This is a genomic window from Chelativorans sp. Marseille-P2723 (assembly GCF_902809845.1).
Taxonomy (GTDB): domain Bacteria; phylum Pseudomonadota; class Alphaproteobacteria; order Rhizobiales; family Rhizobiaceae; genus Chelativorans.
On the sequence record NZ_CADDWI010000013.1, the window covers coordinates 1,263,128 to 1,286,939 of the forward strand.

Here is a 23,812-nt window from a genome sequence, read left to right on the forward strand (position 1 = left end):
ATTTACGGAGGTTTACGGAAGTCTGACCTCTTCTAAAGAAGGCCGCTGCGCTTTGGCTTCGCGGCCTTCAACGGGGTCACGCGAGAAGGAGTTTTGTCATGGCCTATGACTTTGACACCGCCCAGTTGGCGACCAAGCCCAAATCCGAGATTGTCGTCGACATGATGGCAGCGTTGCACAAGCTCGATGCGCTGGCGCGAAACATGGAGCGAAAATGGGGTGCATGCCGCCTGCCGGCACTGGTGCCCGACGATCTGGCAAAGCGGTTTTATTCGCAGCATCGAAAGGTCTCGATGGCGCTGCGCGAAGGCCGCCATCAGGATGCGCTCCACGAGATCGAGCGCATGGTCACCGCCTGGCAGTTTCTGGATCAAGAAGCAGACAGGTTGGGTGCTGAGCCGATCCATCCAGCTGTCTGGGAGGTGGCACTTTCCGATGGCACGGTGGCGGCGATCGTTCAGGACGAGGACAGCGCCGCCGCTGTCGACCCGCAGGACCGCGCCATGAAAATCTACATGCTGTCCGAAATTGCCCGCCTGATCGAGGCCATGCCGACGGTAATGGCGATCAAGGACGAATGGCCCGGCGCCAAGGTCGTGCCCACGCGCACCATCACTGCCGACAACTATTGGTGGGAGCATGGCGATGAACTGCCGTTTTGACCGACCCCGCAGTCGCGATGACAGCGACATGATCTGGACACCCAAGCTGGTCGAAGCACGCCTCGCTGAAGCTGCTGTCGTGCTGCAGCGATTGCCCGAGCCGCGGCAACAGGGATATTTCAATACGTGGCCTCGCCATAGCTACGAGTTCGGTGACCTTGTGGAGCAAGAGCCACGGCAAACATCATTGCCGCCACCATCGCCTGCTGCGATCTCTCGCATGGAGGAGGCACTGACATGGACAATCGAACTTGATCCGATCGATGGCAGGATTATCTGGCTGCGCGCTCATAACACGCCGTGGAAGGCGATTTGCTGGAAGGTGGGCCTGCAGCGCTCTGCAGCCAATGAGCGCTGGCTCTACGGGTTGTGTGTCATCGCCATGAACCTCAACCGGCAGCCAGTGCCGAGGAAGCGGTCACGGCGCTATGTCATCCATTACGTTCGGGATTTTTCTATTGAAGCGTCGACGGTATGATACCAACAATGGGTCAATAGGCCATCATTCGCGCGCAACAGAGTTGGAATGTCTGAAGCTGAGGAGTTTCCTGCCCATAGCGACTACGTCATGGTGAAAGTCAATCGTGCTGTCGATAGCGACAATATCCGCACAAGACGGTGCTTTGTCTGCGGAGGTCAACCGTCAACAGGGGCTGGCGAACATGTGTTTCCGAAGTGGCTTCAAACAAGATTTGGGCTATTTGACGAGAGACTTACTCTGATTAATGGTACATTAATTCCCTATCGTAGCTTATCAGTCCCCTGCTGCGCCGACTGTAACACTGGATTCCTGTCTCGAATTGAGACCAAAGTGCAGGAAATAGTTGAACGCGGTTGTGTTGAATCCTGTGCAGACCGCCTTTCCGTGGCGCGCTGGATGGCTAAGATTCTTGTTGGTATTTTGGTCAAAGAAACTGCTCTCCTGCTGGATCGAAAGAACCCATCGCACGGTAGCATTGTGCCGCCTGATCTCATTGATGAGCTCTCTCATTGTCAGCTCCTACTTCAAAGCGCTCGAAAGCCCACCCGTTTCGAAGCCCTGCATGGCCCGTTCCCTTTTACCCTGTATTGGTATCGCATTAATGGCCCAGAAGACGGCTTTGATCTCTCGACCGACATTCTCGGACAGTCGATCGCAATGCAGTTAGGTAAATTAGGACTTGTCTTCGTAAACGATGGCGGTCTGCAGATGATTCATGGTGATAAAGGACCGTATGGGTTGGAAGGGGCAACAGTGTTACCTCACCAATTCGGTGAACTTGCTGCTCGCATACACACCAAGGCATCGCTACGTGATGCTACTCATTTCTATCTCACCTCCGAGACACCAGATCAGCTGACCATAAAGCAACAGTCCGTACGACCATTCACAGGAACAATACTTTCTGGCGGAGAGATGCAGGTGTTTCAACCCTGGGACTCCGTGAGCTTCGCCGTGCGCGCGGCTCAAATTACGCGGCTCGAAGAAAGTGTATTCTTGGACCCTGAAACCGGACATGAAATGACCATACTGACAAATCTTTTCTCAAGCGAGGAGCCCGGGGCGGACGCTTCATCAAATCCAGAAAGATAGGCTGGACGACGTGGCTCGGGCCCAACGATGACCACCGCGCAATGGGGCGTAGAATGTCCGCCGGACATACCGCAGCAGGACAAAACCAGCTGGTTTGGGGTATATTCTGGCTATGCTCAGGAGAGTAGCGCGCCTGCGATGGAGATGATCCTCGCAGGCGTTGTCGTTTCCGGCATCATCGTTCCTATTCAATGAGACCAGCATCATGGCCGTTCGTCCACCAATCCACCGTCCTGTCGGACGGCGCGACAAGCGTGAGCGTGACCAGGACTATGCGCGGCGACGCAATCCCGAGGCCCGCGCGCTCTACCGCTCGAAGCGCTGGCTCACTGAGCGTGCCGCCTTCCTGCACCAGCACCCGCTTTGCGTGGAATGCGAGCGTCACGATTTGATCCGCCCGGCGGGCGTCGTCGATCATATCGATCCGCATGGCGGTGACGAGACGGTGTTCTGGGACAAGGACCGCTGGCAGGCGCTGTGCGCATCCTGCCATGGCAAGAAGACAGCGGCTCTGGATGGTGGCTTCGGCAATACGAAACGCTGCTCATAGGCCCCCGGGGAGGTCAAATCTCTGGAAGCTTCACGCAGAAGACCGCGCGCCACCAAAAACATATGCGTGGCCAAAATGGAGCATGGGGGGTGTGTGACTAAGATGTTAATTTCATTGGATACAGAAAATGGCAATCGCCGAAACTTCGCACGTCAGCGCTGGCGACCACATGCGTCAGCTTGCGGTCGAATATCGCAAGCTTGATGATCTGGTGCCCTATGCGCGCAATGCCCGCACGCATTCAGATGCGCAGGTCGCCGAGATTGCCGGTTCGATCCGCGAGTTCGGTTTTACCAACCCGGTGCTGATTGCCGAGGATGGAACCTTGATCGCCGGCCATGGCCGGGTGCTGGCCGCCCGCAAACTCGGCATGGAAACTCTGCCAGCCATCGTGCTGTCGGGCTTGTCGGAAACACAGCGCCGGGCACTGGTGCTTGCCGACAATCGCATCGCCATGAATGCCGGTTGGGACGAGGACCTGCTGGCGCTTGAACTTTCCGACCTGCAGGAGGCAGGCTTTGATCTTGGCCTCACCGGCTTTGACGATGACGAATTGCAGGATTTGCTTTACGGCAATCGCGATGAACAGGACGGGCTGCTTGAAGATGATGCCATTCCGGAGGTCCCAACGACGCCTGTTTCCCGGCGCGGTGATCTTTGGTTGCTGGGTGACCATCGTCTTCTCTGCGGTGACAGCACGGATCCAGATGATGTGACGCGCTTGATGAATGGCGAGCGGGCCGCATTATTCGCCACCGACCCGCCCTATCTCGTCGATTATGATGGCACCAACCATCCGACGAAAAAGAACGCCTCCAAACGAGCGAAGAAAATCGCCAACAAGGATTGGTCGGAAGATTATATCGAACAGCCGCACTGGGATGATTCCAGCCAAGGCCCGGAGTTTTATGAAGCCTTCTGCCAGGTGGCAATTGATCATGCCATCGACGAGAACGTCGCCTGGTATTGCTGGCATGCTTCGCGTCGCCAGCGCATGCTGGAAAATGTCTGGGACAAGTTTGATGTTCTGCATCACCAGCAGATCATCTGGGCCAAATCTCGCCCGGTGCTGACACGTTCGGTGATGCTATGGGCGCATGAGCCCTGCATGTTCGGCTGGATGCGTGGCAAGAAGCCAAGGATCAACCGCGAGGGATTTGAAAGCTGGCCGACGACAGTGTGGAATATTCCGTCGTCCGAGATCGAAACCCGTGATCATCCGACATCGAAGCCGGTGCGCGTGTTTACGCTGCCGATGCAGCTGCACACAAGGACCGGCGATATCTGCTACGAGCCGTTCTCTGGCTCGGGCTCGCAGGTAATCGCCGGCGAAAAGACTGGCAGGAAGGTTTATGGCCTCGAACTGTCAGAGGCCTTCTGCGACGTCGTCGTAAAACGCTGGCAGGAATATACGGGCAAGCAGGCGGCGCTCGAAGGCGATGGCCGCAGCTTTGACGCGATAGCGGCCGAGCGTGTGCCGGAACAGGTTGATGCGGCATGAAGCAGTCACGCGCCATGTCGCTGGTGGAGTCGCTCACCAATGTTGCAGTCGGTTATGGCATCGCGGTCATCACCCAGATTGTGGTGTTTCCGCTGTTCGGGCTGACGACGACGCTTTCCGAAAACATGGCGATGGGCGCCATCTTCACCGTGGTGTCGATCGCACGCTCATACATGCTGCGTCGCTTATTCGAAGCCGTGCGCTTGCAGCACTCGACGACCGGATGAAAAGTTCAACGTGCAGCGTTCAATCTGCACAACCTTGTTATTCTGAGAAACAGTCGGCACAATCCTGGCCATGAGCTCGACGACGATCTTTCTTGGCAAGCTGCTTGGCCTTTATTTCATCGCCGTTTCACTGGGCATGCTTGTTAGCAGGGAACGGACCTTGCTGGCCCTCGATGAGATGGCGCGCAACGGGCCGTGGATGTTGTTTTCTGGCATGGTCGCGACAGCCGTCGGACTTTCGATCATTTTGGGGCATGGTGTCTGGTCAGGCGGCGCATTGGCTGTTGCCATCAATCTGGCTGGTTGGGGTGCTCTCATCAAGGGAATAGCGTTGCTGGCCATTCCGCATCAAAGGATGGCCGACGCATATCAGGCCATGGGCCTGGTGCGGTTTTTCTATGGGTGGATGGTCATCATCCTGGCTTTGGGGCTGTGGATGACGCTGCTGTCCTTTTCAGCCTGAAAGCAACCGCTGACACCATCGGCATAAAATATACTGGACCCGAGCACAGCGCATCCGTGCTCGAGCCATCACACTTGAACCTGGAGTTTTGACATGGCCGGCCGCAAGCCGCTGCCGACACATCTGAAACTGGTCAAAGGCACCGCCCGTCCGCACCGCATGAACAAGGCCGAGCCAAAGCCAGTGGTGGCAGTGCCCACGCTGCCGGATCATCTTGATGAGGAGGCAAGCGCCAAGTTCAAGGAGATGGCCGAGATGCTGGCCCGCCATGGCGTCATGACCGAGCTCGATTCTGGCGCGCTGGCCCGTTATGTCGTCATCTGGCGGCGCTGGATTGAAGCGGAACAGGAAGTCAAACGCCGCGGGCACGTGGTGAAGACGTCCAACGACAACATCATCCAGAACCCGTTTCTGGCGGTGGCCAACAAATGTCTCGCCCAGATGCACCAGATCGAAAGCGAGTTTGGTCTGACGCCATCGAGCCGTTCGCGCATCCGCATGGCAGAGCCAGCCGAGACCACCGATCCATTCGAGGACTTTTTAACCCGTGGCCGAAAAGCGTAAGCCAGGAACACCGCGCGGCAGGACGAAATCCGCATGCCCGGTCACCGCATATGCAAACGCCGTCGTCAGCGGCAAGATCGTCGCTGGCCGTCTCGTTCGGCTGGCCTGCGACCGGCATCTCGCCGACCTCAAGCTCGGCGGCAAGCGTGGCCTCGTCTGGGATGTTGATGCCGCGCGTCATGCGATCGACTTCTTTGGCCATCTGCGCCATTCCACTGGCGAATGGGCCGGTGAACCGTTCGTGCTGCAGGACTGGCAGCAGTTCGTCGTTGGCTCGCTTTATGGCTGGAAGCGCAAGACCCGTTCGGGCCAACATTACCTGCGCCGTTTTCGTACGGCCTATGTCGAGGTGGCGCGCAAGAACGGTAAATCGGTGCTGCTGGCAGGGACCGCACTTTATGCCCTGATCGCCGATGGTGAACCGGGAGCGCATGTCTATTCGGCTGCCACTACTCGGGATCAGGCGCGGATCGTCTTTGGCGAGGCCGAACGCATGGTGGCGGCAAGTGCGGCGCTGCAAGCAAGGATTACCAGGACCGTGAACAATCTCGCCGTGCTGCCGACCTCGTCCTGGTTCCGGCCACTGTCAGCCGATGCCACCAAGATGGACGGATTGAACATTCACTTTGCCGCGGTCGATGAAGTCCATGAACATCCAGGCCCTGAGATCATCCAGAAGCTGAACACCGCCACCGGAGCACGGCGCCAGCCATTGATCTTTGAGATCACCACCGCAGGCTATGATCGCCATTCCGTCTGCCGCCAGCATCACGAATTCTCGGTCAAGGCACTGGAAGGCACGCTGCCGACGGACTCATCCGACAGCTGGTTTGCCTATATCGCCACCATTGATGATGGCGATGACTGGACCGATCCTGCGGTCTGGGTGAAGGCGAACCCGAGCCTTGGCGTCACCGTCAAGGTGGATGATCTGAAACGCCAGATCGATGAGGCGAAGGAAATGCCGGCGCAGCAGAACGCCATCCGGCGATTGCGGCTGAACGAATGGACCGAGCAGGTCACGCGCTGGCTCGATATGGCAGTGTGGGAGGAAGGAGGCCTGCCAGCCTCAACCGACTGGCGCATCGTCAAGCACGAGCTGGAGGAGCTCGAACAAAAACTGCTTGGGCGTGAATGTTTTGGTGGGCTAGACCTTGCCCGCGTCAACGACCTCTCGGCCTTCGTGCTGGTGTTTCCGCCGACACTCGATGATGAACTCGAGGCGCTTGCCAACAAATGGATCGTCACCTGCCGCTTCTTTATCCCCGAGGACGACATATTACGCCGCGTGCGCCGTGACCGCGTGCCCTATGATGTCTGGCGCGATCAGGGATTTTTAACAGCTACCCCCGGCAACGCTACCGACTTTGCCTTCGTGGAAAAAGAAATCCTGGATCTTGCCTCCCGCTATGACCTGCGCGAGCTTTCCTATGATCGCACCTTTGCCGGCGAGATTGTCCAGCATCTGCAGGATGAAGGCTTGAACCTCGTCCAGTTTGGTCAGGGGTTCCTCAGTATGGCAGCACCAACAGCAGAACTGGAGCGCCTCGCAGTATCACGCGCGCTCTGGCATGGTGGCCATCCGGTGCTGCGCTGGAATGCCTCGAACGTTGCGGTACGCCATGATCCGGCCGGCAACATCAAGCCGGACAAGGAACGATCGAAGGAACGCATCGACGGCATTGTTGCGATCTGCAACGCGCTCGGGCGCGCGCTGGTGCGTGACGTCAATGCCGGCCGCTCGGTCTATGAGAACCGCGGCATCCTGATGCTGTAGCGGCGGCTGCCTGGAAGAAGAGAACCGATGGCATTCTGGTCAAACTGGTTCGCTGGCACGAAGTCGCCGGCTGCATCGCCGCGCGCCTCATTGCAGGGCGCGGGCGGCGGCCTCGTCCTTCGGACCAGTGCAGAGTTTGAGGAGGCGCTGCGCACGGGATCGCTCACGGCATCCGGAACGCGCGTTACTCCCGATACCGCGATGCGGGTGGCCGCCGTCTATGCCTCGATCCGCATCATTGCCGGTGCCGTTGCCACCTTGCCGTTGCACATCAAGCGCCGGGTCGATGCGCGCACCCGCGAAGATGCGTCCGATACACCGATCTGGACGGTTCTGCGGAGAAAGCCGAACCGCTGGCAGACACCCTCGCAGTTCCGCCGCATGCTGCAGGCGCATCTGCTCTTGCGCGGCAATGCCTATGCAATGATCGTGCGCTCGCGTGGCAATGTACAGGAACTGATCCCGCTGCATCCCGATCGGATCGAGGTCAAGCAACACGACGATCTGGCGCTGGAATATCTTTATACGCGCCAGGACGGCCGCAGGATCCAGTTGGCACAGGCAGAGATGTTCCATCTCGTCGGGCTGACGCTGGATGGTGTCCATGGTGTCTCGCCAATCACCTATGCGCGCGAGACGATTGGCCTGTCGCTCGCCATGGAAGATCATGGCGCGGCGACCTTCCGCAATGGCGCCCGCGTCAGCGGTGTCCTGAAGCACCCGAACAAACTCGGGCCGGAAGCGATCGCCAATCTGAAGGCGGGTCTGGAAGAGTTCCGCTCCGGCGGCGAGCAGGAAGGCAAGAACCTGATCCTTGAAGAAGGCATGGACTATGCCCGCATCGCCATGACGGCCGAGGATGCGCAGTGGATCGAGAGTCGAAAATTCTCGCGCTCCGACATCGCCATGTTCTTTGGCGTGCCGCCGCACATGATTGGTGACACGGAAAAGAGCACGTCATGGGGCACCGGCATCGAGCAGCAGTCGATCGGCTTTGTCGCCTATACGCTCGAAGACCATCTGACCATGTGGGAAGAGGCCATCAACCGCGACCTGATTGGTGCGGATGACAAGCTTTATGCCCGCTTCAACCGGGCGGCCCTCGTCAAGGGCGATATCAAGGCCCGCTGGGAGGCCTACGTCAAAGGCCTGCAATGGGGCGTGTGGAGCCCGAACGAAATCCGCGCCCTTGAAGATGAAAACCCACGCGACGGCGGTGACGTTTTCTATCCGCCGCCCAACACGGCCGGTGTGCCAGCAGATGGCATGAGCCGTGAAAATACCCACGCCAGTGATGGCGACGCCAACGAACCTGATAGTGAGGATCGAACCCGATGAGTCTTTTGAACACGCTGAAGCTGACATCAGCCATGATCACCATTGCGGTGGTGGCCCTTGCCCTTGTCAGCCCCGCCTTTGACTTCGGCATTTTCATGAGCGGCTTTGTCCTTGGCTGGTTCCTGCTGCTTCTGATGGAGAGCAAGCCATGAGCCTGCGCAGCCTGCCCGAGGCGCGCACGCTCAAGCGCCCGCAAAACTATCAATGGGATGCACCGAGTGATGTGCTGGCCAAATGGGCGCAAATGCCGGTTGCCACCATAAAGGACAGCGACACCACCATCTCCATCCTCGACGTCATTGGTGAGTATTATTGGTCAGGCACCGGCGTCACGGCAAACCGCATCTCGGCGGCGCTGCGTTCAATCGGTGAGCAGAACATTACCGTCCGGATCAACTCGCCGGGTGGCGACATGTTCGAGGGGATTGCGATCTATAATCTCCTGCGGACCCATCCTGCAAAAGTCACTGTCGAGGTTCTGGGCTGGGCGGCATCTGCTGCCTCGATCATTGCCATGGCCGGCGACGAAATCCGCATGCGGCTTGGCTCCTTCATGATGGTCCACAATGCTTGGGGGCTGGTGATCGGCAATCGCCACGACATGCGCGAGGCCGCCACCCTGTTCGAGCAGTTCGATGCGGCGCTCGCCGACATTTACGAAGCACGCACCGGCATGAAACGTGCCGATATCGAGCAGCTGATGGATGCAGAGACCTTCATGACAGCGGCCCAGGCTGTCGAATACGGCTTTGCCGATGTCGTCGACCATACCGAAATCCACCCAGAGACCAATGCGTCCGCGCAGGTCCGCCCCGAAGTCCACGCCAAGCGCCGCATCGATGCGGCGTTGGCGCAACAGGGCATCTCGCGCACGGAGCGGCGCAAGATGTTTTGCCAGATTGCCGGCACGCACGACGCTGCCGACACCGCCACGCACGACGCTGGCTTCCATACAGTCGCCATCCAGCGGCTGATCGACACCATCAGATCATAGGAGATCCCGTCATGGGTATCGAACTCACCCCGCGTGCGCGCGGGATCCTCGCCGTTCGCGCTGATTCCGGCAGCACCACAAAGATCCTCGCCGAACTGCAGAAGACTTTTGAGGACTTCAAACTCGAGCGCGACAAGGAGCTGGCCGACATCAAGGCCGGCATGGCCGATGTGGTGCAGACCGAAAAGGTCGACCGCATCAATGCCGAGATCACCTCGCTGCAAAAGGCGCTCGACGAAACCAACGCCATGCTGGCAGCGGTGAAGGTCGGTGGTGTCGGCCGGACGACCGATCCGGACAAGGCCGAACACGCGCAAGCCTTCGACCGCTTCTTCCGCCGCGGCGTCGATGCCGGCCTGCGTGATCTCGAGGTCAAGGCCAAGCTGACCACCCAGTCCGACCCCGATGGCGGCTATCTGGTGCCAGAAGAAACCGAAGCCGGCATCGATCGTGTTCTCGGCACGGTGTCGACGATCCGCTCGCTGGCCCGCACCATCTCGATCTCGACCAATATCTACAAGAAGCTGGTCAATATGGGCGGCGCAACGTCCGGATGGGTCGGCGAGGAACAGGATCGTCCTGGCACGGCCACGCCGACGTTGCGTGAGATCGCCATCAATACCGGCGAGATCTACGCAATGCCCGGCGCCACGCAAACCTCGCTCGACGATGCCCGCCTCGATCTGGCGGCATGGCTGGCCGACGAGGTGTCGATCGAGTTCGCCGAGCAGGAAGGGGCAGCCTTTGCCCATGGCGATGGCATCAACAAGCCGCGCGGCATTCTCGCCTATGACACGGTGGCGAATGCTTCCCATGTGTGGGGCAAGCTCGGCTTTATTGCCTCGGGCAAAGCGGATGGCTTCCTGGCTGCGACCGCTTCGGTCAGTCCGGCCGACTGCCTGATCGATCTCTATTATGCGCTCAAGTCCGGCTACCGGAACGGGGCATCGTGGCTGATGTCGGATGCGACCATGAACACGGTGCGCAAGTTCAAGGATGCAGAAGGCGCTTATATCTGGGCACCGCCGTCGGGTGCTGCGGAAGTGGCCACCATCCTCGGCAAGCCGGTTCATACCGACGACAACATGCCGGCGGCCAGCGCCAGTGAGTTCCCGATTGCCTTCGGTGACTTCGCCCGCTCCTATCTGATCGTTGACCGCATCGGCATCCGGGTGCTGCGCGATCCGTTCACCAGTAAGCCGAACGTGCTGTTCTACACGACCAAGCGCGTCGGCGGCGGCGTGGTCAACTTCGAGGCGCTCAAGCTTCTGAAGATCAGCACCTGATCACCGGCGTGATCCAGCAGCGGGCGGCCATCACACGGTCGAAGGACGGTCGCCCGTCTCTTCATCATTCCCATTCATCGAAAGGACTTCTGTCATGAAGGACGGTATCTCCGGCCTCGGCCTTGTCGCGTCGCTCGCTCCCGCCGTGGTCACCGCCACCACCAAGGGCAGCCATGCCGATCTGCAAGGCTTCAATTCCGCAACCCTGATCATCAATACCGGCGCGATTGCTGGCGACGGCCTTTTCGTCATCGCCATCCAGGAAAGCGACACCACCACGGATGGCGACTTTGCCGATGTGGACGCCACTGACCTGCTTGGAACCCTGCCAGCGGCACTCGATGCCGACACGGTCTATGCCCAAGGCTACAAGGGCAACAAGCGTTTCATCCGCGCGGTTATCACCAAGACCTCCGGCACATCGATCGCTGCCAGCGCGGTCTTTGCGCTTGGTCATCCTCACGATGCGCCCGTCACCAGATAGTCATGGGTACCAGAAGGGATAGCTGATTGGCTGTCCCTTCGATGGAGAATGATATGCACCGTCCCGTCCTGATCACGCCGCCAGCGATCCAGCCCATCACATTGGCCGAAGCCAAGCTGCATCTACGTGTCGATCACAACGATGAGGATGCGCTGATCGAAAGCCTGATCAGGGCGGCAACGGAATACCTTGATGGCTGGACCGGCATTTTGGGCCGCTGCCTCGTTGAACAGGTCTGGCGCCAGGATCATGATCGCTTCGCGCGCCAAATGATCATTCCGCTCGGGCCGGTGATTGCCGTGCAATCGCTCACATGGCGCGATCCAGCCGGTCAGCTCAGTACCATACCATCTGGGAGCTATGACCTGCGCATCGATGAAGCGGGCAACGCCGTCATCCGCTTTGATGCAGATTACGCGTTCCCGACCAATCTGCATGAAAGCCGCGCCGTCGGCATCACATTCAAGGCCGGGTACGAGACCAAGCCGGGACCACCCTCGACCAGCACGGTTCCGGACCCGCTCAAAGTCGCCATCCTGCTTCTGGTTGGCCACTGGTATCAAAACCGCGAGGCCGTCAGTACAACGGGCATGGCTTCCTTGCCCTTTGCCGTGGAAGCGCTGATTGCGCCCTATCGCAGGATGCAGTTGTAATGACTGGCGCAGGCGACCTTCGCGACCGTTTCACTGTCCAGCGCGATATGGCCGAGCCCGACTGGACGGGTCATCCGGGTGAACCGGACTGGCAGGACCAGTTTACCGTCTGGGGCAAGATCATCTTCATGCGTGGCGGCGAAACCGTCATTGCCGCACGACTGACTGCCCGGCAGCCGGCAATCCTGACCATTCGCATCAGCGCACAGGCACTCACCATCCTGCCATCGGATCGCATCGTCGATGCGCGCACCGGCGAAATGTTCAACATCCGCGAGCAGCCACGGCTCTCACGCGATGATCCGGGCCTCCTCGAAATGCTGATTGAAGCCGGTGTCACCTGAACCGCCGGCATCAGCCAGTCAAGGATATCAACCATGACCACGACCTCGCCTCAAAGCGCGGCGCCGGACGTTGCGCACGACAAATATCATGTCTACCGGCCGCTGCTGGATCTCATCGGTTATGCCGAAGGTACCGACAGAAAGCGCGGCTACAACGAAACCTTGGCCTATGGCGCCTTCACCGGGGGTGATGTCGATCTCGTCACCATGACGCTGCTGGAGATTGATGCGCTGCAGACCAGGATGCTGAAGCATCCGAAAAACCGCTTCAACTCCTCAGCACTCGGCCGTCATCAGATCGTACGCACCACGCTGCGCGCTATCCGCAAGACGCTCAAGCTTTCACCATCGGCCCTGTTTGATGCCGAGATGCAGGATCGCTGCGCCTGCTACCTTCTCGGCTTGCGTGGCATCGACAAATATCTGGCCGGCCGTCTCTCGGAAGATACGCTGATCAACAATCTCGCCCATGAATGGGCGTCACTGCCAACAACCTCTGGTAAGGGGGCATATGCCGGTCAAAACGCCTCTGTCAGTCCGGATCGCGTGCGTCAGATGCTGGCCGAGGTCCGGCAACGCCATGGCGCCAGTCAGCCGACACGCGAGATTGTGGTAGAGAAAGAAATCGACAAGCCCATCGTTCCCGTCACTGTCGAAGCTGAAATTCGCAAGCGCACAGATCAGTGGAGCTGGATCACCACCATCTTTGGCAGCGGTGGAGCCGGACTTGCCGCACTTGCTGGCATGGACTGGCAGACTGTCATCGCCATTGGTGCGCTTGCGTTGGGTGGGTTGCTCATCGCGCTGCTGCTGCGACGACAGATCGTTTGTGCGGTGCAGGATGTTCGGAAGATGATCGAGGGGTGAGCCAAAGGATTTATCGAATGATAGGGTCTTCTGCGAACAACCTCTCCCGACTCCAAGTGTTCGATGGTCGTGACTTACATCACCATCATAAGTATTAGGAAGAGAAGGAAGCCGGCAGCGGCCATGGCAATTGTTCCGGCATTTTCCTTGATTTCGTATGCCTCTACCAGCAGTTCGGCAACCGCAGTGAACAGCAGCGCTGCAGCGCCAAATCCCAACCCCATCACCAGAAGGGGCGCTGAGACACCAGCAAAAACCAGTGCGCCAAGCACCGCACCGACAGGCATCATAGTCGCGACAAAGGCACTGACTCCGATCGACTGGCTGATCGACCCGCCACCTGCCCGCGTGGATCCAGCCGTGGAGGCGGCCACGAAGAGCAATTCTATCGAGAGTGCAACCGCAATCAGTAGGGCCGCTGCCCCACCGGCCGATACGGCAACGCCGATGATCGCCCCGTCAATCAGGACAACGATGGCGAGCGCGGTGATCAGCCGCAGATTGATGCCGGTATCATCTCCTTCACGGGTGACATCATGGACGTGAGCGTGGCTGTGGCCAGAGTGACCTTCGCCCGCGTGGCCGTGTGAGTGGCTGTGGCCGAAGCGGATGAGCAGTTCACGTATTGCCAGCATGAAGGCGGTACCCGCCACGAAACCCCCGATCAGTGGAATTCCACCGCCTAACTCCATTGCCTCGGGGATCAGATCGAGGGTGGCCGCGGCAATGATCAGACCGGCAGCGAAGTGCTGGACATAACTTGTCAGGGTGGAGGTCTCGCTGCGGGTCGCATAAGCCGCAATCACCGCGCCCATAAGGCCTGCCACCAGACCAATGGTCCCAAAAGCAAGCGCTGTTCCAAATAGTCCCATTGTTCAGTCTCCTTTAAGGGGGATGTCGCGGCACCGTACATCATCATTGAAATGCCCGTTCATGCGGAAAATCGCCATTCTTTAAATAGGTTTCTTCTGCAGGAGTGGATACCCGACCGAGAACGCGATTGCGGTGAGGATGACGACCGAAAGCTTCGATCACTTCTTTTACGTCCCGTGCCTGTTTCACCAGTGATTGGTAGATCGGCTGTAATGGCTCTGGTGCTTCTGCAGCGATCTCCTCGCGCAGCCCGATGAGGCGATTGATGCGTGCAAGGTGATCCGGCCCTTCGCAATGACCGAGCGGCAGGCCGTGAATGATCTTGAACCAAGGGGTTGGCAGGGCGGCATAGTGATCATTTGCCAATCCCTCCAGCGAAAGCTCCAGTGCCGCCGGGTCCTGCGCGAAGGCAAGTGGGGAGCCGCGCCAGACCGAGCGCGAAAATTGATCCAGCAATATGATGAGTGCGAGCCTTCCTTCAGGATCGGCGGCCCAGTGATCAAGATTGCCAGCCGCAGCTTGTGCGGTCATGTCTGAGAAGCGGGCGATGACCTCGCGGTCCGCGCCGCCTCGCATCCGCCAGAACCAATGTTCCCGGTGGGCGTTCAATGCGATTGCCGCGGAGCGTCCTTCGGGGAACCAGAACTGAAGAACCTCGTCCCAGGGTTGTTCGTGGGAGTGAGTATTCATGTCCGCGTCTCCGTCAAATCATTCCTGCCGTACATTATGTACCTTATCGTAAGTTCCATCCCCGCGCCGGTGGGCGCGGGGAGACTCGTCATGAACACAGTTAGGTTCTAACCGTGGCTATCGTTGCGGCGGACGCCTGCGTTTCCCGACTGATGGCCGCGCGCCGGGCCGCCTTCGGCACCCGCAGCAGCCGCATGCCATTGGCGATGACGATCAGCACCGACAACTGATGCACCAGCATGCCGCCCGCCATATGAATGTCGCCCGAGAACACACCGGCCAGCAGTCCGGCGACGGTCACCAGAGCGATCACCAGATTCTGGCGCATATTGCCAAGTGTCGCACGCGAGATCGCCATGGCCTCGGGGATCTTGCCGAGATCATCGTTGAGGAGCGCAATATCGGCGGTCTCGATGGCAACATCGCTGCCCGCGGCACCCATGGCAATGCTGGTGTCTGCAGCCGCAAGCGCCGGTGCATCATTGATGCCGTCGCCGACCATGGCGACATGGGCACCTTCTTCCTTCATCTTGCGGATCAGATCCAGCTTGTCCTCGGGCATCAGGCCAGCATGGACCTCATCAATCCCAACCTCGCGGGCAATGGCTTGCGCCGCGCCCTCCTGGTCACCGGTCAGCATGACGACGCGCTTTATGCCGATCTCGCGCAGGCGGGCAAGGGCATCCTTGGCACCCTCGCGGGCCATGTCGGACATGCCCAGCAACCCGATCAGCCTGCCGTCAGCCGCAACCAGGATCGGTGTCTGGCCGGCCTTCAGCAGCCGCTCCAGCCCGGCTTCAGCCTCCGCGCCGAGCGGGATGCCCAGCTTTTCCATCAGGCGGCGGTTGCCGGCGGCAACGTCATGCCCTTCGATGCGGGCGCTGATGCCCATTCCGGCATGTTCGTCCAGCGTCTCGGGCGTGGGCAGCGGACCTTGCTTGCGACCAGCTTCGACGATGGCGCGGCCAAGCGGATGGTCCGATCCGGATTCAGCAGTAGCGGCAAGGCGCAAAAGCCCATCTTCGCCGAAGCCTTCAAGCGCGATCACCGTAGCCAGACGCGGCTTGCCTTCCGTCAGCGTGCCGGTCTTGTCGAGCGCCAGCGTATCGATCCGTCCGGCACTTTCCAGATGCTGACCACCCTTGATCAGGATGCCGCTGCGTGCCGCCCGTCCGATACCGGCGACAATCGACACCGGCGTCGAGATCACCAGCGCGCCGGGGCAACCAACGACCAGCAGCGTCAGCGCCAGTCGGATGTCCTGCGTGAAGGCGAAGGCTAGAACGGCAAGCCCGATGATCGCAGGCGTATACCATTGCGCAAAACGCTCGATCATGCGCTGGCTTGGCGCCTTTTCATCCTGCGCCTCCTCAACACGCTGGATGATGCGGGCAAGCGTCGTATCTGCGCCGACATTGGTGGCGCGAATGCGTAGGAGACCGTTCTCCGCGATGGTTCCGGCATGGACGAGGCTGCCAGGTGCCTTCTCGGCCGGCATCGGCTCGCCAGTGATCGCAGCCTCGCTGACGGCAGCTGTGCCCTCGCTGACCTCGCCATCGACGGGGATGCGCTGGCCGGCCTTGACCAGCACGATTTCGCCAGGCTGCACTTCATGGGCGGGTATTTCGACCGGCTCACCATTGCGCAGGACGGTGGCGGTGGCAGGTGCAGCGTCCAGAAGTTCCTTCAATGCGCCGCGGGTCTGGCCCATGGTCCGCACTTCCAGCCATGCGCCGAACATGAAGAGAAAGGTGACGGCAGCCGATTCCCAGAATTCGCCAATCACCAGTGCGCCGACGGCGGCGACGGTGACCAGAAGTTCGATGCTGAGATGCTTGACGCGCAAAGCTCGCCAGGCGCGCACCGCAATGTCGGAGCCAGCTAGCAAGGCGGCGGCGACCATCAGAGCCGACCATAACTCGATCATGCCAAAGCCATAGCGCGCCAAAAGACCGATGGCGATCAGCCCGCCACTGCCCACAGTCAGCCAGAAGCGCCGGCGCGCTGGGTGCGCGACGGCGCTTCTGATCTTCATAGTGACACCGCTCATCTCAACTCTCCTATTTCAGCATCCGCGAGGCGAACCGGCCGCGCCCTTTCTCGACGCGGCCGGTGAGTGGGGTTGGTCAGAAGGCCGATGGTCTTGCTTCGTACCCGGTGCTCCTGACCGCCTCGACCAGCGCCTCGACGCTCGACTGGCTGGGATCGTGTTCAACCTCGATCTTGCCGGTATTGAAGCGCACAGCTGCCTTCTCGACGCCCGGCAAGGCATTTAGCGCCTTCTCGATCTTCGGCACGCAGGACGGGCAGGAAAGTTCGTCGCTACGCAGGACGGTTTTCATCGCTTGAGACATGGCTTGCTCCTTTCAGCTTCGGCCAGACGGGTGATGCTGGCCCTCGCTTTCAGATATGGTCTGTGCGAGACTGCATTTTGATTGGCAAAAGCAGCAAAGACATCTTGCATGGATGCAAAGGCACAAAATTGGGATGACCTGCGCTACTTCCTGGCAGTCGCGAAGACCGGGTCGCTATCTGGTGCTGCAAGAAGGCTCGGGGTGAATCACTCGACCGTATTTCGCCGCATTGGGGCCTTTGAGACGGAGCTTGGGGTTCGTCTGTTTGAACGCCTGCCAAGTGGTTACCTGCTTACCCAAGCGGGAGAGGAGATGCGCGAAGGTGCGCTGCGGGTCGAGGATGAGATTGCAAGCCTCAGCCGCAAGGTGACCGGGCAGGATCTGCGCCTCAGCGGCATGATCCGCGTGACCACGCTTGACATGCTGGCCTTTGGTTTGCTGCCGCGCCACCTTGCCAATTTCCGGACCGTCTATCCTGGCATCGAGGTGGAACTGATCGTTGGCAATGTAACGTTGAACCTGAACCGGCGCGAGGCCGACATCGCCTTGCGGGTTGGAAACGCTCCACCAGAAACCCTGGTCGGCCGCCGTGTCGGACAGCTGGTCTTCGCAATCTACGGCTCCGAGAACTATCTGGCCGGCAAGGGCGGCACCGGGCTGGAGCAGCATGACTGGATCGGCTTCGATACCGAGCACGCTGCGCTCACGCGACGTTTTAGTGCCTTCCTGCCATCGGCCCAGCCGCTGCTGCGGACAAATTCGATTGCTGCCGCCATCGCCGCCACAAAAGCTGGCTTGGGATTAGCTCCCTTACCTTGCGGGCTTGCCGACCTTGAAACTGATCTCGTGCGTGTGGCCGCGCTGCCGGAAGACTTCACGCTCGATCTGTGGCTTCTGACCCATGAGGATCTGCGTCAGACGGCACGGATTCGTGCGTTCCTTGATTTCATGGCCAAAGAATTGGCAAAGGAAGCATCTGTGCTGGAGGGACGGAGTTCCAGCGATGCCACGCGGACCGGATGGAAGGATGATCTTTGCTAAATACCTCCCACCGACGACAACTAGCCTTTCGCTTGAACGCGATCAAGATTCGACCCAGATTATTGGTACAAAGCTGATGAACGAAGGAGCAGATTAATGCACGGATTTGTCGATGACATCGAAAAGTTGACCGAGGAGAACGCCGACTATCGGCGGGTCCTCTATACGGCGAGGAACATGCAGTTGGTCCTGATGGCGCTACAGCCCGGCGAAGAGATTGGCGAAGAGGTGCATGACGGTGGCGACCAGTTCTTCCGTGTCGAGAAGGGGCAAGGCGAGATCCTGATCGATGGCGCCGCACACAAGATAAAGTCGGACATGGCGATGATCGTACCGGCGGGCGCGCGACACAATGTCAGGAATACGGGCGACGAGCCCCTCAGGCTTTACACGATCTACAGTCCTCCCGAACATGTCGATGGCGTCGTCCATTCGACCAAAGGCGAAGCCGACGCTGCCCACGAGCACTTCGACGGAAAGACGACCGAAGAATAGCTCGGCTTTGCCGACTCTGTCGGAAACCGGCACCAGTCTCACTGACAGGAGCCAGCGGCGACCATCGTCGAACGTTCATGATCTCGTCGCTACGGCGGGCGGCGCGCGTTGTTGCGCCCGGAAGCATAGTTTCGGCATGAGAGCCTGCGCCGCGATTAGGAGATGAAGTGGGAAAAGCATTCGAGATCGATCGTTCGTTCGTTTTGACGGTCCTGACCGTCGCTGGGATGCTTCTGGCCATACTCGCTCTTTGGCCGCTGCAGGGTGCCGCCGCCGCGTACTTTTCCCTCGCAGGTCTGTTGCTCGTTTATCTAGCGGGCGGACTGCCAGCCGCTTGGCGGGCGGCCGCCACCTTGTGGGAGGAGCGGATCCTCGACATCGACCTCTTGATGGTCGTTGCAGCGGTCGCGGCTGCGGCCGTCGGGGCGCCTTTCGAGGGCGCCGTCCTGCTGACGCTGTTCAGCCTCTCGACTACGCTGGAGGACCGAGCACTCGGCCGCGCGCGCCGCGCTATCGAGGCTTTGATGGAGCTCCGTCCAGAGACGGCGCTGCGCAAGGCGGGGGGCGCAGTTTCCGAGATCCCTGCCGCCGATCTCGAGATGGATGACGTCGTGGTGCTGCGACCAGGGGCGCGCGTTCCGGCGGACGGCGTGATAGTCGCCGGGCGCGGCTCGCTCGACGAAGCAAACATCACGGGCGAGTCGATGCCCGTCGCCAAGGAGCCGGGCGCACAGGTCTTTGAGGCGACGGTCAATCTCGATGGCGTGCTTGAGGTCGTCGTGACCAAGACTGTCGAGGAAAGTACGATTGCCCGCATGATTGCCCTTGTGACGGAGGCGCAGGCGGCCAAGGCTCCATCCGAACGCTTCAGCGCCTGGTTCGGCCAGCGCTATACGGTCGCGGTGATGGCGGGTGCGGTCCTCGCCTTTGCCGCCTTCTACTGGCTCGGGCGCGACTGGGAAGGAGCACTCTATCGCTCCGCGACATTGCTGGTGGCGGCCAGTCCTTGCGCCATTGTCATTTCTGTTCCTGCCGCAATTCTCTCTGCCCTCTCCGCTGCCGCGCGTGGCGGCGTGTTGTTCAAGGGCGGCGGCGCACTTGAAACCCTTGCTGCCGTCGACACTTTCGCCTTTGACAAAACCGGAACGTTGACGACCGGGAAGGCAACAGTCACCGCGATTGTGGCGCTTGACAGCGATGAACGAGGTTTTCTGTCGCTGCTCGCCGGACTTGAAGCCCATTCCGAGCATCACAGCGCGGCGGCAATCCGGCAGGAAGCAGCAAGCCGCGATATCGAACCTATGGTTGTCGCAAATGTTGCAACCCGACCGAGCGCTGGCATCGTTGGTGAGTGGGGCGATGATCAGGTTTGGGCTGGCAATCCACGCCTTGCTACCCAGATGAAGGCTGCGATCGACCACCCGGCCTTGAAAGTTCTGGCCGCCGACACTCAGACCGTCATTTATCTGGGTCGCGGTGCGCAGGTGTTAGGGGCGGTCACGATTGCAGACCAGATTCGCCCGACTTCGGTTCGCGCCGTTGCGGCATTGCGGCAAAGCGGGGTCGCCACCATCGTCATGATGACGGGCGACAGATTGCCCGTGGCGCAGCGGATCGGCGCTGAGCTTGGATTGAAGCCTGCAGAGATCCACGCGGACATGCTGCCTGAAGACAAGGTGCGGATGGTCAGCGAATTGGCAGCGGCAGGCAAGATTGCGTTTGTCGGCGATGGCGTCAACGATGCAGCGGCGCTGGCTCGTGCCGATGTTGGCATTGCCATGGGGGCGGCAGGGTCGGACGTGGCATTGCAGGCTGCCGACGTGGCGCTGCTTTCGGAGGATATGGGCCGGCTGGCCGATGCACATCGGCTGGCGCAGCGCTCGGCGTCGATTATACGTCAGAATCTGGCATTCGCGATGGGCGCAATGGCAATCCTCGTGACGGGAGGTCTATTCTTCGAATTGCCGCTGCCGCTCGCCGTGATCGGCCATGAAGGCGGAACGGTCCTTGTGGTCCTGAATGGCCTGAGACTGCTCAGAGATCCCATCCGTTACGAAAGGAACCAATCCAGATCAAGCTCTCACGCGCCGGCGATTTCACGCTCAACCTCGTCAGCTCAGCGGCAGGCCTATCATCGCAAAATCTCGCGGCGAGTGGGTTGAACTTGATCAATAGTTGATCTGCCGCCCCTGATTTAGTTCCAGCCGGCTGTGCGGACTGCAGATTGGCTGTAGCAGGAACAAGTACCACCGGAGGACGTTGCACCTCGATGCCCATCAGATGGAGGATTTTCTAATGAACATCAACAAGACAGCCTGCTTTGCGGCCGTTGCAGTTTCTGTTTTCGCAAGTGGTGCTCTGGCGGCAGATCACGAAGTCCAGATGCTGAACAGGGGATCAAACGGACAGCCAATGCAGTTTGAGCCCGCATTCCTAAGAGTTGAACCGGGTGACACAGTAACGTTCGTTGCCACCGATAAATCCCACAACTCGGAATCGCTGAAGGACGGCATTCCCGAGGGAGCTACGGATTGGAAGGGTAAGATCAACGAAGAGATTACCGTGACATTCGACGTCGAGGGACTCTATGCCTACAAATGCACGCCGCATCTTGGAATGGGAATGGTGGGATTAATTCAGGTCGGCGAAGATTCAAGCAACCTGGAAGCGGTCGAATCACTGAAGATTCCTCCGAAAGCAAAAGGCTTGATGGAAGAACTTATCGCTCAGATTGAGCCATAGGCGATCGATGCCGCACATTTTTTCCGTACCGAAAAGGACAAATTCATGAAAGATGACGACAGCCATCGCGACGAACATACCGATGCAGGAATTTCGAGACGATCCCTTCTCGCTGGCACGGCAAGTTTGACGCTGGGTACAATCGCAGCTGGCGCCGCAAGTGCGCAGGATGCACAACGTCCCGTTCACTTGGCAGCACACGGCGGCTCGCATGGGAGTTCATCGGGCAGTTTGAGCCAGCGCGCTTACTCGGTGCCCCCTCTCGTCGCCAATGACATTGCGCACGACCCGGCAGTGTTGCCGCCGCCCATCGACAGATCCGAGCCTCAAACGGTTCAGGTCGAACTCGAAGCGATTGAAGTGGAGGCTCGCCTCGATCAGCGTGCCACATTCCGCTTCTGGACGTTCAATGGCACGGTTCCAGGCCCCTTCGTACGAGTCCGAGTTGGCGATACGGTCGAGGTTCGTGTCAAGAACCACGAAGATAGCTGGATGATGCACAATGTGGACTTTCACTCCGTGAAAGGTCCGGGCGGTGGCGCGGAACTGACGAATGTCGCTCCTGGTGAGACGGCGGGCTTCAGCTTCAAGGCTCAGCGGCCGGGCCTCTATGTCTATCACTGCGCCGTGCCGCCCGTTGCCATGCATATCGCCAACGGGATGTACGGAATGATCCTGGTCGAACCCGAAGAGGGCCTGCCGCCTGTCGACCGGGAATACTATGTCATGCAAGGCGAAATATACACTACAGAGCCGTTCGGATCCGAAGGCCTTTTGAATGAAGATTACGATAAACTGCTGAACGAACGGCCAGAATATTTCGTCCTCAACGGACATGTCGGCGCGCTGACGGACCACTACCCGATGAAGGCTAATGTTGGAGAGACCGTCCGAATTTTCTTTGGTGTAGGTGGACCGAACTTCGTGTCATCTTTCCACGTCATCGGCGAGATATTTGACCGGGTTTACACCAATGGCAGCGTAACGACACCGCCGCAGACGGACGTGCAAACGGTGGTTGTTCCAGCTGGTGGAGCAGCAATCGTGGAGTTCACACCGCAAGTCCCTGGTAGGTACGTGCTTGTGGATCATTCGCTGTCGAGAGTGGAGCGAGGTCTCGCTGGCTGGCTTGATGTCGAAGGTGAAGAAAACCCTGAAATTTTTGCACCGTTGACATAAGCGGCGAGAAAGGACGTCGGGGGAGACACAACCGGCCGCTCCCCCGACACCTTACGACCTTGGTCGCCTATACGATCCTTCACTGACGTGACCAAGACTGGCGGCGCTCGGCTCTATCCATTTTCTTGCGGAGAAAACCATAGCAATGGCAATGCATCGTGCTATCCCCGGCGAGATTTACGATCTTGCACCTCTGGGCCCTAACCTGAAGGCAGCTCGAACCACCGCAATCGTCAAATCAGAGATGTTCGAGACCGTGCGCCTCATTGTCCACGCCGGCGTTGAGATCAAGACGCACAAGGTGGAGGGTCCCATTACCCTGCATTGCCTGGAAGGTCGGGCCCTGATCGGCTTGCCTGACAAGACGCTGGAACTATCAGGTGACCAGTGGCTCCATCTTGAAGGGGGTGTTCCGCACTGGGTCAAAGGAATCGAAGACACGTCTCTGCTGCTGACGATCCTCTTTCCCACTCGACTCCGGTAAGTCGGAAAAAGAAGCGGAATAGCCATAGGCAAGCTGGGCGGAAACGTTGATGATTGAGCTACGACAGACGGTGTTCGGCAGCACCATGCGGCATGCCCATGAAACAGCGAAGTCAATGACTTAAACGGAGATGGGGTGAATGTGGATGCTGCTCTCCCCTGACGGCGTCGCGATGTGCCAAGCTAGTGGCGTCGAAACAAGAGCTGGAAATATAGAATCTGAGCACCCTCGCGCGGCATGGTCAGTTCAGGCGGGGATCATGGATGAGTGACTGAGGACAGCCGGGTCTGCGGTGATGCATGCGCGTCATGATCCGACGAGATCAATAAAAATAATAACTTACAGGTGGAGACGGTTGGACTTCAGGCCCCTTCCCTCCGCCACTTGCCCCCGCGAAAGCGTTCTCCCCATCTGGCTCCGGCCGGATTTTCTCGTTGTTTTCGAGGGTTATGCGCGATGGGCTGAGCACTGGCCCCCGGTTCAGGAGGCCCGGAAGCGGTCTCTACGGGGCGATATTCTCCGGACCTGTTGACTGGACGTGCAAAGGTTCAGTTCATGCAAGATGTTGAAATATCATCGTTTCGGTCGATGCAAGGCTGTTGACTTCGACGACGGGGGCTGCCCGTCGAGATGGAACGGAGATCGAACCTTCGCCGATGAAGCGATGCGAT

The 23,812-nt window shown here is 59.3% G+C and carries 27 protein-coding genes; 23 read left to right on the forward strand and 4 right to left on the reverse strand.

Going from position 1 to position 23,812, the window contains the following annotated elements:
- Positions 1-98: 98 nt before the first annotated feature.
- The 17 genes from HUS57_RS17280 to HUS57_RS17360 all read left to right on the forward strand — a co-directional run bounded on the left by HUS57_RS17280 (position 99) and on the right by HUS57_RS17360 (position 13,283).
- Positions 99-662 carry a hypothetical protein gene (locus tag HUS57_RS17280; RefSeq protein WP_173935095.1) on the forward strand — a complete coding sequence of 188 codons (564 nt, stop codon included), beginning with the start codon at positions 99-101 and terminating at the stop codon, positions 660-662.
- Positions 646-1,140: a DUF6362 family protein gene (locus tag HUS57_RS17285; RefSeq protein ID WP_210256088.1), complete on the forward strand. Its 495-nt coding sequence runs from the start codon at positions 646-648 to the stop codon at positions 1,138-1,140. The genes HUS57_RS17280 and HUS57_RS17285 overlap by 17 nt, the downstream gene beginning before the upstream one ends.
- A gap of 48 nt (positions 1,141-1,188) precedes the next feature.
- Entirely contained in the window at positions 1,189-2,235 is a 1,047-nt protein-coding gene (locus HUS57_RS17290) for a hypothetical protein (RefSeq protein ID WP_173935096.1), read from the forward strand.
- Positions 2,236-2,440: 205 nt separating this feature from the next.
- Complete coding sequence (locus HUS57_RS17295; RefSeq protein WP_173935097.1) at positions 2,441-2,785, forward strand: HNH endonuclease; 345 nt, start codon at positions 2,441-2,443, stop codon at positions 2,783-2,785.
- Between the two features lie 127 nt (positions 2,786-2,912).
- On the forward strand, positions 2,913-4,286 hold the full coding sequence (locus HUS57_RS17300; protein ID WP_210256089.1) for a site-specific DNA-methyltransferase: 1,374 nt from the start codon (positions 2,913-2,915) through the stop codon (positions 4,284-4,286).
- Complete coding sequence (locus HUS57_RS17305) at positions 4,283-4,513, forward strand: hypothetical protein (protein WP_173935098.1); 231 nt, start codon at positions 4,283-4,285, stop codon at positions 4,511-4,513. The genes HUS57_RS17300 and HUS57_RS17305 overlap by 4 nt, the downstream gene beginning before the upstream one ends.
- A 70-nt stretch (positions 4,514-4,583) precedes the next feature.
- Complete coding sequence (locus HUS57_RS17310; RefSeq protein WP_173935099.1) at positions 4,584-4,976, forward strand: hypothetical protein; 393 nt, start codon at positions 4,584-4,586, stop codon at positions 4,974-4,976.
- Positions 4,977-5,069: 93 nt separating this feature from the next.
- Entirely contained in the window at positions 5,070-5,540 is a 471-nt protein-coding gene (locus tag HUS57_RS17315; protein WP_173935100.1) for a phage terminase small subunit P27 family, read from the forward strand.
- Positions 5,524-7,317 carry a terminase TerL endonuclease subunit gene (locus tag HUS57_RS17320; RefSeq protein ID WP_173935101.1) on the forward strand — a complete coding sequence of 598 codons (1,794 nt, stop codon included), beginning with the start codon at positions 5,524-5,526 and terminating at the stop codon, positions 7,315-7,317. The genes HUS57_RS17315 and HUS57_RS17320 overlap by 17 nt, the downstream gene beginning before the upstream one ends.
- 27 nt (positions 7,318-7,344) lie before the next feature.
- Positions 7,345-8,655, forward strand: coding sequence for a phage portal protein (locus HUS57_RS17325; RefSeq protein ID WP_173935102.1), 1,311 nt, complete (start codon positions 7,345-7,347; stop codon positions 8,653-8,655).
- A complete protein-coding gene (locus HUS57_RS17330; RefSeq protein ID WP_173935103.1) occupies positions 8,652-8,807 on the forward strand; it encodes a hypothetical protein in 156 nt (51 codons plus the stop codon). Before HUS57_RS17325 ends, HUS57_RS17330 begins: the two co-directional genes overlap by 4 nt.
- Positions 8,804-9,649, forward strand: coding sequence for a head maturation protease, ClpP-related (locus tag HUS57_RS17335; RefSeq protein ID WP_173935104.1), 846 nt, complete (start codon positions 8,804-8,806; stop codon positions 9,647-9,649). The genes HUS57_RS17330 and HUS57_RS17335 overlap by 4 nt, the downstream gene beginning before the upstream one ends.
- Before the next feature lie 11 nt (positions 9,650-9,660).
- Positions 9,661-10,935, forward strand: a complete 1,275-nt coding sequence (locus HUS57_RS17340) for a phage major capsid protein (protein WP_173935105.1) — start codon at positions 9,661-9,663, stop codon at positions 10,933-10,935.
- Positions 10,936-11,029: 94 nt separating this feature from the next.
- Positions 11,030-11,419, forward strand: coding sequence for a hypothetical protein (locus tag HUS57_RS17345; protein ID WP_173935106.1), 390 nt, complete (start codon positions 11,030-11,032; stop codon positions 11,417-11,419).
- 53 nt (positions 11,420-11,472) lie between these two features.
- A complete protein-coding gene (locus tag HUS57_RS17350) occupies positions 11,473-12,072 on the forward strand; it encodes a head-tail connector protein (RefSeq protein WP_173935107.1) in 600 nt (199 codons plus the stop codon).
- Positions 12,072-12,416, forward strand: a complete 345-nt coding sequence (locus HUS57_RS17355) for a head-tail adaptor protein (protein WP_173935108.1) — start codon at positions 12,072-12,074, stop codon at positions 12,414-12,416. The genes HUS57_RS17350 and HUS57_RS17355 overlap by 1 nt, the downstream gene beginning before the upstream one ends.
- Before the next feature lie 33 nt (positions 12,417-12,449).
- Entirely contained in the window at positions 12,450-13,283 is an 834-nt protein-coding gene (locus tag HUS57_RS17360; RefSeq protein WP_173935109.1) for a hypothetical protein, read from the forward strand.
- 74 nt (positions 13,284-13,357) lie between these two features.
- On the opposite strand, the gene HUS57_RS17365 is transcribed toward HUS57_RS17360, so the two are convergent.
- The 4 genes from HUS57_RS17365 to HUS57_RS17380 form a co-directional block, all read right to left on the reverse strand.
- A complete protein-coding gene (locus HUS57_RS17365) occupies positions 13,358-14,155 on the reverse strand; it encodes a hypothetical protein (protein WP_173935110.1) in 798 nt (265 codons plus the stop codon).
- A 43-nt stretch (positions 14,156-14,198) separates the two neighbouring features.
- The gene (locus HUS57_RS17370; RefSeq protein WP_173935111.1) at positions 14,199-14,846 is read right to left on the reverse strand and encodes a DUF924 family protein; all 648 of its coding nucleotides are present in this window, start codon (positions 14,844-14,846) and stop codon (positions 14,199-14,201) included.
- Positions 14,847-14,946: 100 nt separating this feature from the next.
- Positions 14,947-16,896: a cation-translocating P-type ATPase gene (locus HUS57_RS17375; protein WP_246727919.1), complete on the reverse strand. Its 1,950-nt coding sequence runs from the start codon at positions 16,894-16,896 to the stop codon at positions 14,947-14,949.
- A gap of 76 nt (positions 16,897-16,972) precedes the next feature.
- Positions 16,973-17,200, reverse strand: coding sequence for a heavy-metal-associated domain-containing protein (locus HUS57_RS17380; protein ID WP_173935112.1), 228 nt, complete (start codon positions 17,198-17,200; stop codon positions 16,973-16,975).
- 108 nt (positions 17,201-17,308) lie between these two features.
- Here HUS57_RS17380 and HUS57_RS17385 point away from each other — a divergent pair, with 108 nt between their 5' ends.
- The 6 genes from HUS57_RS17385 (at position 17,309) to HUS57_RS17410 (ending at position 23,141) form a co-directional block, all read left to right on the forward strand.
- The gene (locus tag HUS57_RS17385) at positions 17,309-18,241 is read left to right on the forward strand and encodes a LysR family transcriptional regulator (RefSeq protein ID WP_173935113.1); all 933 of its coding nucleotides are present in this window, start codon (positions 17,309-17,311) and stop codon (positions 18,239-18,241) included.
- Positions 18,242-18,337: 96 nt separating this feature from the next.
- Complete coding sequence (locus HUS57_RS17390) at positions 18,338-18,736, forward strand: cupin domain-containing protein (protein WP_169289221.1); 399 nt, start codon at positions 18,338-18,340, stop codon at positions 18,734-18,736.
- Positions 18,737-18,963: 227 nt separating this feature from the next.
- A complete protein-coding gene (locus tag HUS57_RS17395; protein WP_173935254.1) occupies positions 18,964-20,898 on the forward strand; it encodes a cation-translocating P-type ATPase in 1,935 nt (644 codons plus the stop codon).
- A gap of 133 nt (positions 20,899-21,031) precedes the next feature.
- Positions 21,032-21,478, forward strand: coding sequence for a pseudoazurin (locus tag HUS57_RS17400; RefSeq protein ID WP_173935114.1), 447 nt, complete (start codon positions 21,032-21,034; stop codon positions 21,476-21,478).
- A 45-nt stretch (positions 21,479-21,523) separates the two neighbouring features.
- Positions 21,524-22,657 carry a copper-containing nitrite reductase gene (gene nirK, locus HUS57_RS17405; RefSeq protein WP_173935115.1) on the forward strand — a complete coding sequence of 378 codons (1,134 nt, stop codon included), beginning with the start codon at positions 21,524-21,526 and terminating at the stop codon, positions 22,655-22,657.
- A 145-nt stretch (positions 22,658-22,802) separates the two neighbouring features.
- Entirely contained in the window at positions 22,803-23,141 is a 339-nt protein-coding gene (locus HUS57_RS17410; protein WP_173935116.1) for a cupin, read from the forward strand.
- Positions 23,142-23,812: the final 671 nt, after the last annotated feature.